This window comes from Alkalihalobacillus sp. FSL W8-0930 (genome assembly GCA_037965595.1).
In the GTDB taxonomy this organism is placed as follows: Bacteria; Bacillota; Bacilli; order Bacillales; family Bacillaceae_D; genus Alkalicoccobacillus.
Genome location: CP150183.1, coordinates 2,464,986 through 2,478,386 on the forward strand (window position 1 = coordinate 2,464,986; position 13,401 = coordinate 2,478,386).

Here is a 13,401-nt window from a genome sequence, read left to right on the forward strand (position 1 = left end):
TCGCTATTCAGTCTCCTTCATAACCGTTTGATAGATGGAAAGTAACGTCTCGGTGACAGTATTTGCATGATGATGCCTTTCTACATACGTTCTTCCTTGAACTCCAAGTGCATGCCGCTTTTCAGGATGTAAGAGTAAATCCTTCAAAACTGACTTAATTGTGTCAGGGTTCGCTGACTGGATAGGAAGATCAGTCGGAAGAGTTTGATACAAATCCGGTCGGATAAACGCTACAACCGGTTTACCTAATGCCATGGCTTCGATGCTAAGATTCCCATACATTCCACATAAGATCTGATCAATAATCAGATCTGCATCCTTGTATTGTTGGGTTGCCTCTTTATGACTTGTATTTTCAATTAATTGAAAATCAAAGGAACATTCATTTTGTAAATCTGAAAGTGCTGCTTCAATGATGTCCGTTCCTTTAAACTCTCGCTGGGAGGGCGCATGGACCACTAGTGGCCTCTCTTTTTGAATACTTGGATAGCTAGGCGTGTACTTCTGGACATCACAGAGTCTTGGAAGAACATAAATAGGTACGTCATTCTTTTCATAATACGGTTTAACATATTTGTATAATTCATAGTCCTGTACGATGGCTACATCAATAAGCTCTGCAAAAATGGTTAAATTGTGATGAATCGTCTCGTCCGGCAAGGAAGATTCAGCATTCACATACACATTGCTATAGTCTTCTCCTTGTCTTGCCTTTTGACGTGTTCTCACATCTGTCCCACGATGATGCATAATTATTTTTCCACCGTGCTTTTTAATCCAATGTAAATCCCTGAAGTCTCCAATGAATGTACCACTATTATGAAAATGAAAAATATCAAAGTATGGGATGGCTGCGAGAGCTACTTTTTGCATATCATACGAGTCTGTTGGGTATGTTCCAGGGTAGTCAAAGCTTGTTTGGAAGTAGTTAAAAGCAGCTGAGGTAAGTCCTTCCTCACGAAGCTTCGTATTAATCAGCCCTACCTGACCCGCAATTTCCATTGGCGCGTGGCAAATTTTCAAACCAGCTCCCCCCTTATAACTTCTGGTAAATTAATTCTAGACTTTCAGCAATATGATCTGCATGATGAAAGGTTTCAACGAATGCACGCGACCGTTTCCCAGTTTCATGTCTTAGTACAGGGTCTTGAATGTAACCCTTTAGCACCTCAATTAATGTATCGGGCTTCGCAATGACAATTGGGAAGTCGTCAGGTAAGTGTGAACGAACGTCTTCGCGAATGTTTGCCATCACAACTTTACCAAGAGCCATCGCTTCAACACTTAGCACACCATAGGTTCCACATAATAATTGGTCAATAATGATATCCGCCTCTTTGTACAATTCCAGTGCCTTATCATGACTTAATTGTTCTACCTTTCTGTATTCAAAATCATAGCCTTCCGCTTCCAACTGACTAAGTGCCTCATGCACATATTGCGTCCCTTTAAATGCTTGATTCGTAGGTGCATGAACGATTAACGGCTTTGTAACGGCCGGTGAGGGATAGTGCGGTACAAATTTTTCAATTTTACAAATAAGTGGAACCACATGAACATTTTTGTAGTACTCTTGCACATAAGGAACCATTTCATAATCTTGAACAATTGCCGTATCAATGTACTGAGTGAGGTATAACAACCTCTCATGAATATACTCATCTGTGTTATAGCTTGGAGGAAGAGGATACGGATTTAATTCTTTAACCTTTTTAGCCGTTCGTACGTCATTCCCCCAATGATGCATGACAAGTTTTTTACCTAGTCCCTTTAAATAAGGAAGTTCTTCTCCTTTCACAGTGAATGAATTACCATTATGAAAGTGACACACTTCTGCAAACTGACTGAGTGGAAGTAAGTATTTATAAAGCTCATACGCATCTGTGGGTACAATATGGTCCTTGTAATTCAAATACGTGTGAAACCAATTTAGACCATTCACCTGATGACCTCGCTTTTTAAGAGCATCACACATCATGCCCATTTGACCGGAAATTTCAGTTGGAACATGAATAATCTTCACTCGACATCCCCCGATTCTTTACCTAGCTGCCTTTTCTATATCTATTCAACCAATCGCCTATTCGTTAATAAAAGCTGTTAAATGAAGCGAATCATTTTTTTGTGGTGTCTCACATAAGCTGTTACTAGGGAAGAGTTTGGGGAAAGGTGGCTTAAATATGAAAGGTTTGTTGAAAGGTGAGAGCATCGGTGTTAAAAATCATCTCGCCATTATTAATATAGGGGGATTTGATGATCAAAAGATTAGATCGTGGGGAAAAGAAGAGTTACGTCCCGCTGTCTCCTATCAATTAAATGGCGTGGAGACAGGAGAAACTTACTTTGAAGGATTTATTTTTAATCCCATTTCATCGAAGCCTGGTTCTTATATTCATCCTCTTTATGATGGGTTCGGTGAGCGTTCGACTGAAGGGGATTGGATTCGGTACCTTGAACTTCTTTTTGAAGAGGAAACCAATCTTCATGCCCTTCATTCACTTACAGAACATCCTTTAGATATTTGGATTGGTCTACCTTATCCGTTGGTCGGTGAAACCATCTTCGGCTTGGGAGGTACAAATACTCAGCTTATCTTAAACAACACCTCCAACCGATTAACAGCGTTAACATGGTGGTATAAACTGTTTTTGAGTGTGTGGAATTCTGCAGGCTTCACAAAATTAAAGCTACAAGGGTTCTACTGGATTAAAGAAGTCTTAAATGAGCCAGATGAAGAATTGATTCAACAGATCAATACACTCATTCATGAAGATGGTTATAAAACGATGTGGCTCCCAAATTACGGTGGGTTTGGTGCGATGAAACCTTGGAAAGGCGATCATTTGAAGTTTGATGTAACGGCTCTTAATACGAATTACTATGGCAACACGATGATGGGTACAGAATGGATTAATCACGCTTGTATGTTCTCAAATGTATTTGGTTGTGGCATTCAAATGAATATGGGTAAAGGCTGGACCTTTAGCCCGCATCATGTCTATGACTTTCTGAATATGGGTCTTCCTACTCGCAATAATTATATAAATGATGCCCTACTCGTATTTAATTTCTATAACATTACGTGTAAAGAATTTGCTGAAGATCATCCAGCTGAATATCAGCAAGTGCGTCACTTTCTAAAAAAAGAATATGTCGATCAACAGTATCCGGGGAGAGCGTATTAAGTGTTAAAATAAGTTTGGGACACAACTAAAAATCAATTAGAAAATGGCGAATGATTCGATTGCAGAATCATTCGCCATTCGTGATTTTATTTGAACAAGCGGAGGGAGAACCCGAGACTCCTAACAATCCAACAAGAATTGATAAACCTTATCTGGTTGGCCAGGTAATTGCTCGTGGGCAAAATCTGGATACAGTACGTATGTTTTTTTACTTGTAATTTTATTATAGGCAGCGAATTGAGTAGATGGCGGGCAGCTATTATCCATTAGTCCAACCCCCATTAACACCTCTCCTTTAATTCGATTGGTTAAGTTTTGGATATCAATATAACCAAGTGTTGTAAAAAATTCGTCGGCACGTTCATGCCTTGGATCAAACCGTCTAAAATAATTGTGTATTTCATTGTAGGAAGAGTTCTGTGCATCAATTTCCCATACGCGCTTGTAGTCACTTAAAAATGGATAGTTTGCAGCTAACTTCTTTACCGTTGGAGCAAGAGCACCACATGCAAGCGTTAACGCTCCTCCTTGTGAGCTTCCCGTTGCAACGATTCGCTCCGCATCTACTTCTGGCATTTCTTGAGCCACTCTCACAAGTTGTGCTGTGTCTAAAAATACATTGCGGAAGAATAGGTCTTTCGGATTTTGTACACCACGAATAATATGTCCGTTCAGTGTGTTTCCAAGAACCTGTGCATTATCCTCTGATCGCCCCCCCTGTCCACGCACATCCATTGCAAGCACGGAAAAGCCTGACGCTGCATAACCGAGTAAATCTGACCACTCTGGAGAATGCCCGGAGTATCCATGGAAATGAAGTAAGGCTGGATGAGCGTCTTTCGGTAAGGCTGGTTTAATATACTTGGCATAGACACGAGCCCCACCTACTCCGGTAAAGAATAAATCATAACACTCAGCAAACGGTGCCTGAAAATCACTTTTCTCAAGCTGCACATTAGGATCAGTATTCTCAAGCTCCTCTAAGGCTTCCTCCCAATACGAATCAAAATCATCTGGACGTGGATTAATTCCCTTGTATTCTTTGAGTGCTTCAATTGGCATATCTACAAATGACATATGTATCCTCCCTTTTTAAAAGCGCTTTCAAATTCTTAGTATAATCGAAACAGAGAGAAATGGAAACATTTTCTCTGTTTCAATTTGATCGTTTATAAAGCTGGGAGTGTTTGATAGATATCCTGTATTTGTTTGGCTACTACTTTACTATCATGATAGGTTTCAACATACTTTCTTCCTCTTAGACCAATCTCTTGCCACGTGTGTGGAGCGTCTAATAGTCCTTTGACTGTTTCATAGATGGTGTGTGGATTTGCGTTGACTACAGGTGGAATCTCAGTGAATTTAGTAAGCAAATCATCTCTTACAAACGTAACTACAGGCTTCCCTAAAGCCATCGTCTCAACAGAAAGTAACCCATAGGAACCGCATAAAATTTGATCTAAGATAATGTCTGCTTCTTTATACAGTTCAACAGCCTTATCATGGTTCATATGTTCAATTCTCTGATAGTTAAAGGTATGCGTCTCTTTTAATTGCTTAATCGCCCGTTCCACATGCACGGTTCCTTTAAAGTAAGGATTTGTAGGTGCATGAACCAGAAGAGGAACGCTCTTAGTCGATGTCTCAACCCTATGAATTTTATCAAGATCAATTGCAATAGGAACAACATGCACTCTCTTATAATAATCCTTTACATACTCATAAACTTCGTAATCCTGCACAATCGCATCTTCAATAACAGAGCTAATTTGATTTAAACGGTAGTCAATATACTCATTTGATGGAGAATCGCCTGTATAAGCATAGGGATTTAGAAATCTTGCCACATCGTGAAACCTAACATCATTGCCCCAATGATGCATAACTGCTCTTTTTCCACTCCCTTTTAACAATTGTAAATCTGTATAATCGTCCTTTAAAGATTGAGCATAATGAAAATGAAACAGGTCATGCTGGTCAATTAGTTGGTCCGCAATTTGAGCAATTTGCCCTTTCTCCATATACTGCAGATGCTCTTCATAGCCTAAATAGGATTGAAACGTATTATAGCTGTTTACTTCATAACCTTCCTTTTTAAATTCACCGGCCATGATCCCCATCTGCCCTGCAATTTCCGTGATTCCTTGAAAAATCTTCATTTTTGTCCTCCCACTATCCAGTCATGGGTATGTTTAATCCCTTCTTCCAGCGTAAATGCTGGCTCCCAATTTAAGACCTCTCGAGTTCTCCCAATATCTAAACATCTACGACTAATAGTATCGACCGTTCGTTTTGTCGCGAATTGCTGATTGACCTGTGCATCTCCAAACACTTTCCCAATTTCAGTTGATAAACCCAAGACACTCGTTTCAATTCCTGTTGCTACATTTAACGTTTCTCCAATGGCTGCTTCTCGCTCTGCAGCAAGCAAGATAACATGAACAGCATCATCAATATACGTAAAGTCTCGCGTTTGACTGCCATCTCCGTAGATTGTCATAGGTAACCCTGCCATTCTAGCTTCAAAAAATTTTGCAACTACGCCACAATAAGGGTTTGTTGCTACTTGCCCAGGTCCATAGACATTCGAAAGCCTTAAGATTGTTACTGGGAGCTGATGCAGAGAATGAAAAACTTGTGCATACTGTTCGGCTCCGTATTTACTTGCAGCATAAGGCATTCGAATTTTTACTTCACCTAAAGGCGTTGGAATTTGATCTGCATCTCCATAGACAGAGGCGGTAGATGTGTAGACAAAGCGCTTTACGTGTTTTCCATGTTTTCTAATTTGCTCAAGTAACGTGTAGGCACCACGTAAATTCACTTCAAAATCTTGCTTCATGTCAGTAACAGACAGCACAAGATTCCTACAAGCGATATGAAAAACAACATCAATGTCAGGTAAAATGGATTCAAGAAGCTGTTCGTTTAAAATACTGTCCTCTATAAGTGTCACATTTGGATCTTTTGGAACTTCCGAAAAAGACCCTGTTGATAAGTCATCAATGATTGTAATTTTGTCTGCTTTTTTTTGCAGTGCACGCACGACTCTTGAACCAATAAAACCCGCACCACCTGTTACTAAAGCATGCTTATACTTAAGACTCACTATTCAGTCACTCCTTTCATATCAATCGTTTTGAATTGGTTTAATGGAAGTGTAACCGGACTCTTTTGTTTATGAGATTGGTAGAGCGCGAAAATGGTTTCTAATGCTCTTTCAGACTCATCAGCCGTAACGGCTTCATTTGTTTCGTTATTTACATGTTTAACAATTTCGCGGTACATAATGGTTTGTTCGTTTTTCTCTGATAGAAGGTCAATGAATTCTAGCTCACTTGGACCACTTTCAAGCATGTAAGCAGAAAGTTGATCATAATTTTTGCCTTCTAAAATGATGGTTCCTTTTTCACCAAAAATCTTCAAACCATACCCATGATTTTTCGGCCATGTCACAGAGTTTGCTTCAATTAACCCTGTAGCCCCAGACTTAAATTGGATCGTGCCGAGTGCAACGTCTTCTGTTTCCTTATGTGTATGAATCCATTGCAATTGCCCTGTAACAGTTCTTACTTCTCCAAGATACCAACATAATAAGTCAATCATATGAATGCCCTGATTGATTAGCATCCCACCATCTTGCTCCCACGTCCCACGCCACGGAGCCACCTTGTAATAGTCAATCGAACGTTGAATGGCCATTGATACTGTTCCTGTATAGATCTGACCAAGCAAACCTGCTTCAATATACTTCTTAATCTCATGTAATGCCTTGCGGAAACGAAGCTGGTGACATACAAATAACTGCTTCTTCTGACTAGAAGCGAGTGCCCTTAACTCACGAGATTCTTCAATGGAAAGAGCTAGTGGTTTTTCAACAAGCACGTGCTTATTAGCTTTTAAGGCATCACGCGCAATGGAGACATGCATTCCTGAAGCCGTTGCAACTAAGATCAGATCACAGTCAGATTCTAAAAGCTGTTGGTAGTCCTCATACAGCTTTAATTCTCTACTCTTAGAAGGTATTAATGCCTCAGCCTGTTTCATTCGTTCAATTGACAGATCACTTAAAGCAACAATTATTATCTCGGGTATTTGAGCTAAAGCTGAGAGATGCTTTTCTGTGATTCTTCCACAACCTATAATTCCAAGCTTCATTTGTTGATCTCTCCCATTAACGTTGAGATGGTTTCAACAATCTCTGACTGCTCATCCTTTGTTACATACGGATGCATCGGAATCGCTAATAAACGTTTTGATTTTTCTTCTGCAATTGGAAAGCTACCAGCCTTGTAACCTAACGATTGATATACCTCTTGCAGATGTAATGGAAGTGGATAATACACCCCATTAGCAATACCTGCTTTTGTTAGCCCTTGAGATAGCTGATCACGCTCATCAACTTCAATACAATAGAGATGGTAGATATGCTGGATACCTGGTGCCGCATGTGGAACTGATAACCCTTTTAATGAAGCGAGATGTTTTTTGTAATAAGTAGAAATTGTTTGTCTGTTCTGATTGAGCTCATCAATTTTCCCGAGACTAATGCGAAGAAGCGCAGCCTGTAATTCATCTAAACGACTGTTATAGCCTATTTCCCTATGAAAATATTTCTTTACGCTGCCATGATGGCGAAGCATACGAATTCGTTCATTCACGTGAGCATGCTTCGTAACGACAAGTCCACCATCCCCCATCGTTCCAAGGTTCTTTGTAGGGAAAAATGAAAAACAACCTACATCTCCAAGGGTCCCAGCCTTCTTCCCTTTATATGTTGATCCAAAAGCCTGGCATGCATCTTCAATAACATAAAGCTGATGTTCTTTAGCGATGGCCATTATGGCATCCATATCTGCCGGATAACCAAATAAATGAACAGGCATGATCGCTTTTGTTTTATCTGTTAAAGCCTTTAAAATGTTCTTAGGATCGATATTGTATGTGTCTGTTTCAATATCAACAAAAATGGGAGTCGCACCTACACGTGAAATGGCTTCTGCAGTAGCAAAAAACGTGAAAGGTGTCGTAATGACTTCATCTCCCTCTCCAATACCTAGGGCATCCAGAGCAAGCACCAGGGCATCTGTTCCATTTCCGACTCCAATGGCAAACGGACTATTTAAGTAATGTTTTACTTCCTCTTCAAATGCCAGACCTTCTTTACCAAGAATATATTGACCACTGTTATAAACACGTGCCATTGCTTTTAACGCCTCATCTTTAATCATCTGAAACTGACGATCTAAATCAATAAGTGGGATCACAGCTTTCACTCCTTATGCCTCGTTTTTCTTCTGTCTACTTATATGAGAGGAACGTGATCAGAGGAACGGCATTTCCACTCAAAAGAGTAAAAAACCATTCATTTTTTTCATAAGTAAGAGCTCATATGAGAATGTTGTTCTCAAGTAGAGCTCTTCTTCAACATACATTAACGCTGTCCACAGCATTTTAATGGTTTTTGTTGTTTTGGTTGAGGAGGTTTAGGCAGTGAAGCAAAAGGTCGCTGCTTTGCTTTTTGTCCAGCGGCTGGTTTCGCTGGATCAATAGGTCTTGCGTAAAGTGGTTTCAAATTTGGATCTTGATTCATCACAAACACTCCCTTTCTTCTATAGGATATGTAGGAGTCTAAGAATGGTTAGTTAAAAAATGATGCCCCATTTCAAAAAATCTTGGGACATTTTGCACCAATTTAGATGCCACTCATACAATACAGTAGTTTGAACACCCAGCCCGCAAGAAATTGTTCGGATGGGTAAACTTTAGAGGAGGTAAGATAATGAGTTTAAAAAAGCATAGCGTCGTAATAAATGTTCCCAAAGTATTTGATTGGGTCACTCGTCAAGTTGATCTTCAAACCATTAGTTTTAGAGAGCCGGAGCTTTCTAATTTGTTCCCAGGATTAGTTGCTCCATCTCCAGCTGAGAGTGACTTATGCTCCTTTCTTCAATCAACACCTGGATACACAACATCCGCTCGTGTTCTAGATGAGTCTCTTTACACGTCTGAAGTAACAAATCCATTAGACCGCACAAGTGTTGAAGTAACACTTCCTAATGGAACAGAAGTTGTACTTGAGAAAGTAAAAATTCTAGCTCGTGGGTTAATAGAAGTAGATATCCTAGATGTAAATGAAAATATTATTCTTACATCTAATCCAATTGAGTTTGCAACGATCCAGACATTCTACTTATCTGCTCCAGAAGATACTGTAGTGAGTGCATTTATCTCATCTGGACAGTGGGATGCTGAGGTTGTATGTGATTCTGCATTTTCTCAGTTAGATATTTCTCTAACATGCTGCTTAGATGTTCATGTATCAGCAGACGTTCGTCTAGAAGTAGAAGCTTCATATGTGAAGCCTCGCCTTGAGTTCCCGATTTCTGACTTGATCTGCAGAAATCAAAGCTATTTCCCTAATCCTGTTTCACCAGTCGTCTTCCCAGGTCTAACAACAACAGAAACAGAATAGAAATGTGGGGCTGTATTCATATACAGCTCCATTTTTTCTTCTTTTCTCTCATTTTCAGTCATACATATAAACAAATGGAGACAGTTAGGAGGGGTCAGCGTGTCCAATCGATCAAAAGATCAAGCACCACTTAATCAAGATATTCAATTGGAGCAGAAGCTTCTGCACTATCGTTCAGAGATTAAGAAATTTCAACGAATTATCCACCTACAGAAAAAGAAATTAAGTTCTCAAGAAGAAGAGATTGAAGCATTTAAGCAGCAATCTCTTTTTAATCAGCCGATGTATCAGCAGAAGCCGCCGTCTACTCATCAAAAACCAGAGGCGATGGCAGGGATTTATTCTTTCTTTTCATATTCAACCTTTTTGCCGGTAAAACCATCAGCCGGTTCCGAGGAGCCTTGTTTTATTAATGGGGACTTCACTATTCGAAATGACTCTGGTATCCCGCTTCATGACCCATTAGTTTGCTTAAGATTTAGTAAGCCTAATTTGGCGAATCTGTCAGGAAAGGTGAATCAAAATAAAAGAAATTATGAAAGTGAACACATCGTTGCAGATGAGTCCCAACAAGCGTGGTCTTATCTTCCTGATCATTCATTAAAAAAAGTAAGAGAAACAGGTGAGTTTTGGTTACGCCCTACAATAAAACAGCTTGATCATCAAAAAGAATTGGTGTTTCAGCAGTTTGAAATTTTACTTCCCTATAATGGATCTAGTTTTTCAGTGAGTATAAATGGATACATCTACGGTTTAGAAATCCCAGATGGTCGACAAGCATTAAATACAATCATTTGCAACGTAACCTAATGGTATGAACGTATTATTCTTAAGCTCTGGTTATCGGGGCAGCTACACGTATATTGAACAATCGATCGTTCGTGCGTTTCACTCAGAATCCATTCCGCTCGTTTTTGGCCGGTGTATACACGAATTTCGTTTTCAACATTTGGTAAAGCTTTGTCAAACAGAGAAGCCTTCATTTATTTTTACTGTACTAGGATACAAAATACCTCAAGCCTTTTTAACATGGGCCAAAAGCCAACAGATTCCGGTTTTTTGCTGGTTAACAGAAGATCCTTATTTGCTTGATCAATCATTAGAGCTTGCTCCAAATGTCACTGCATTGATCACTGTTGAAAAAAAGGCTTGGAGCTATTACGAAGAACAAGGGTATCACTCCCTCCACTTACCGCTTGGCGCGGATTATTCTATTTTTAAGCCGAAACGTGTGGACCCGGCTAAACAAAGTGATCTATGTTTGATCGGTTATCCATATCCTGATCGAGTGGAGCTGATTCGATATTTGGCGAATCAACTCCCGATTAAAGTAACTGTAGCAGGAAATTGGTACCCCTATTCCTTACCGAAGAACGTTACGATTGCTTCCCTTTGGGTCACTCCAGAGGAAGCAGTTGATTATTACACAAGCAGTAGTATTGTGTTAAATACGTATCGTAAACGCACTCAACCTGAGAACAAAAATGAATTAGGATTAGAAGGGATCAGTCCAAATAACCGAGTATTTGAAGTGGCTGGGTGCAAGGTTTGTCTTTTAAGTGAAAAACGAGATGATTGGTCTACATGGTTTAATGCAGAGGATGTTCCTCTTTTTGAATCAAAGCAAGATTTGGTTGAGCAGGCTGAGGCACTTTTAAAAAATAGCAGCAGCCGGACTAAATACGCCTTAAATAGTTACCAGACTGCTCGCTCAACCCATTCCTACGCAAACCGAATCAATCAATTGGTTACGTGGATTCAAGAAAAAGACCTGACTTCTTAGTCAGGTCTGTTCAGACTCTCCATCGAAATTTGGAGAGTTTCTTTGCGTTTCTGATAAATTTGATCCGGTTCATGTACAAGCTCACTTACTTTCCGGAAAAGAGAATGAGGCGTATTGATTGAAGCTATCCATCCTGCTCTCAATCGATTAACCACTTCTGCTTGTGTCCCTAGATCAAAGCATAATACAGGATATCCCATCGAAATGGCTTCATGTGTTGTATATGAGAATGTCTCAGGACAAATAGAAGGTATGAGGACAAAATCAATTTCGTCTTGTTGTAAAAGTTGCGGGAGTTGTTCAGGGGAAGAGTAGCTGCCCCTTTTATGAAAATGTGGAAAGCTGAGCTTGTCTAATGCTCGACTTGAAGCTCCATAATGATAAAACTCACATGAAACCTGCTTGCGATGCGTCTGAGTGAGCAAGGTACGTACTTCTTGATCTCCTTTATGGTAGGCCAGGTTCCCAAGAAGTGCGATTCGAACAGGTACTTGTGGCTTCTTTAGTGGATTTTTTTTAATCGAGAAAGGTAAGGAATGTGGTAAAACATTCACCTTTAAATCTGGTACGTACTCTTGAATGATGCGTTTTGCTGAATCGCTTGGTGCGATTACTTGATCTGCTTCTTTTAGAAGGTGTTCATATAACTCTCGCCATTTTTTAATACTCGGTTCGCGTGATGAAAGCATTTGTTCCATGTGCACCCGTCTGGCCCCGTATGTCGCACAAGCATCACACACCCTCTCCTGCTTCGGTTTACCACAGTACGTACCTTTTTGATTCACAAAGAAAACAAAAGGACAGATGGCATAAAAATCATGGATCCAAAACGTGTATGGGGTCTTTCTTTCTTTTAATAGGGTTAGTAACGAAGAAAGTTCCATTTTCCAGAGATGATGAATATGAATGTGTTTAATGGCTAAGTGTGTCATTTCAGCTTTTAGCTTTGAAAAAGGAATATGCCAATCCGAGACTCCCTCACGGCGAAACGTTACGGTTTGATGTTCAACAAACGCTTCATAGATGGTTAATTCTTTGTGTTTGTCCTTCCAATGTGCGATAAACCGACCAATTCCACCTCCTCCATTATGGTGGATTAGAAGAACATTAGAATTCATCATGCAGACGCTCCTCCATGTATTCCTCTAAGGCCTTTCTCCAATTACGCACATCTTTTCCAGTGACTTGTTTCCACTTTTCTTGTGAAAGGATGGTATGAGAAGGTCTTTTAGCGACACTGCTTAGAGGGTTCGTTGGCATCGCTCGGAGTAAGATCTCATTGCTTGTATAGGAGAGAATTGTTTTTGCCCATTCATATCTGCTGCACCTACCTTCGTTTGTAAAATGATACATTCCAGGCGGATGCTTTAACAGCTGTAGGGAAGCTTTTACAAGATCTTTAATATAAGTAGGCGTTCCAAATTGGTCATCTACCACTGTGATCTCACCTGTTTGTTTTACTTTTTGCAAAATCTTATCGACAAAATCTCCTTTACCTCCAAACAACCAGGAGGTCCTGATTACATAAACTGAGGGACGATGCTTAGCCATTTCCTCCCCTAGCCATTTACTATAAGCATAGATCGATTGTGGTGTAGGTGTATCCGTTTCTTGATAAGGAATCATGGATGGCTCTCCAAAAACATAATCAGTGCTAAATAGCATCAAGGTTCGTGTACCTGCCGCTTCCAGTAGGTGGTGAACAGCCAGGCTGTTCACCATAAATGATGTAACCGGGTCTCTTTCACATGCATCTACATTTGTCATGGCAGCACAGTGAAGAATTAAATCTGGTTTTATTCTTTCAACCGTTTGAATAACCTGAGATCGATTTGTACAATCCAACCTATCCTTTGAGAAGGCGAATACTTCTTCATTCTTTAACATCGCTTGAAATGCTTTTGCGACCCTACCTTCAGATCCAGTAATGAGTACTCTCATTTTCGACCTCCTTCCAC

Annotated in this window: 14 protein-coding genes; 4 read left to right on the forward strand and 10 right to left on the reverse strand. The window is 40.0% G+C overall.

The window, feature by feature from the left end:
• Positions 1-3: 3 nt before the first annotated feature.
• A complete protein-coding gene (locus tag NSQ54_13180) occupies positions 4-1,023 on the reverse strand; it encodes a glycosyltransferase (protein WYP25267.1) in 1,020 nt (339 codons plus the stop codon).
• 13 nt (positions 1,024-1,036) lie between these two features.
• Positions 1,037-2,023, reverse strand: a complete 987-nt coding sequence (locus NSQ54_13185) for a glycosyltransferase (protein ID WYP25268.1) — start codon at positions 2,021-2,023, stop codon at positions 1,037-1,039.
• A gap of 157 nt (positions 2,024-2,180) precedes the next feature.
• Between NSQ54_13185 and NSQ54_13190 the strand changes: the two genes are divergently transcribed.
• On the forward strand, positions 2,181-3,185 hold the full coding sequence (locus tag NSQ54_13190; protein ID WYP25269.1) for a DUF4855 domain-containing protein: 1,005 nt from the start codon (positions 2,181-2,183) through the stop codon (positions 3,183-3,185).
• Between the two features lie 120 nt (positions 3,186-3,305).
• On the opposite strand, the gene NSQ54_13195 is transcribed toward NSQ54_13190, so the two are convergent.
• From NSQ54_13195 to NSQ54_13220, 6 genes are all read right to left on the reverse strand, one after another.
• On the reverse strand, positions 3,306-4,262 hold the full coding sequence (locus NSQ54_13195) for an alpha/beta fold hydrolase (GenBank protein WYP25270.1): 957 nt from the start codon (positions 4,260-4,262) through the stop codon (positions 3,306-3,308).
• 92 nt (positions 4,263-4,354) lie between these two features.
• Positions 4,355-5,344 (reverse strand): glycosyltransferase, encoded by a 990-nt coding sequence (locus NSQ54_13200; protein ID WYP25271.1) that lies wholly within the window; start codon positions 5,342-5,344, stop codon positions 4,355-4,357.
• Positions 5,341-6,294, reverse strand: coding sequence for an NAD-dependent epimerase/dehydratase family protein (locus NSQ54_13205; protein WYP25272.1), 954 nt, complete (start codon positions 6,292-6,294; stop codon positions 5,341-5,343). Before NSQ54_13205 ends, NSQ54_13200 begins: the two co-directional genes overlap by 4 nt.
• Positions 6,294-7,343: a Gfo/Idh/MocA family oxidoreductase gene (locus NSQ54_13210; GenBank protein WYP25273.1), complete on the reverse strand. Its 1,050-nt coding sequence runs from the start codon at positions 7,341-7,343 to the stop codon at positions 6,294-6,296. Before NSQ54_13210 ends, NSQ54_13205 begins: the two co-directional genes overlap by 1 nt.
• Positions 7,340-8,452 carry a DegT/DnrJ/EryC1/StrS family aminotransferase gene (locus NSQ54_13215; protein WYP28560.1) on the reverse strand — a complete coding sequence of 371 codons (1,113 nt, stop codon included), beginning with the start codon at positions 8,450-8,452 and terminating at the stop codon, positions 7,340-7,342. Before NSQ54_13215 ends, NSQ54_13210 begins: the two co-directional genes overlap by 4 nt.
• Before the next feature lie 167 nt (positions 8,453-8,619).
• Positions 8,620-8,778, reverse strand: coding sequence for a hypothetical protein (locus NSQ54_13220; protein ID WYP25274.1), 159 nt, complete (start codon positions 8,776-8,778; stop codon positions 8,620-8,622).
• A gap of 189 nt (positions 8,779-8,967) precedes the next feature.
• On the opposite strand from NSQ54_13220, the gene NSQ54_13225 reads away from it, so the two are divergent.
• The 3 genes from NSQ54_13225 to NSQ54_13235 all read left to right on the forward strand — a co-directional run bounded on the left by NSQ54_13225 (position 8,968) and on the right by NSQ54_13235 (position 11,443).
• Positions 8,968-9,660, forward strand: coding sequence for a hypothetical protein (locus NSQ54_13225; protein WYP25275.1), 693 nt, complete (start codon positions 8,968-8,970; stop codon positions 9,658-9,660).
• A 99-nt stretch (positions 9,661-9,759) separates the two neighbouring features.
• Complete coding sequence (locus NSQ54_13230; protein WYP25276.1) at positions 9,760-10,470, forward strand: hypothetical protein; 711 nt, start codon at positions 9,760-9,762, stop codon at positions 10,468-10,470.
• Positions 10,471-10,474: 4 nt separating this feature from the next.
• Positions 10,475-11,443, forward strand: a complete 969-nt coding sequence (locus NSQ54_13235) for a glycosyltransferase (GenBank protein ID WYP25277.1) — start codon at positions 10,475-10,477, stop codon at positions 11,441-11,443.
• On the opposite strand, the gene NSQ54_13240 is transcribed toward NSQ54_13235, so the two are convergent.
• Both NSQ54_13240 and rfbD read right to left on the reverse strand, forming a co-directional pair.
• Entirely contained in the window at positions 11,440-12,564 is a 1,125-nt protein-coding gene (locus tag NSQ54_13240) for a glycosyltransferase (protein WYP25278.1), read from the reverse strand. The two genes, NSQ54_13235 and NSQ54_13240, sit on opposite strands and share 4 nt — an antisense overlap.
• Positions 12,551-13,384 (reverse strand): dTDP-4-dehydrorhamnose reductase, encoded by an 834-nt coding sequence (rfbD, locus tag NSQ54_13245; protein WYP25279.1) that lies wholly within the window; start codon positions 13,382-13,384, stop codon positions 12,551-12,553. Before rfbD ends, NSQ54_13240 begins: the two co-directional genes overlap by 14 nt.
• Between the last annotated feature and the right edge of the window lie 17 nt (positions 13,385-13,401).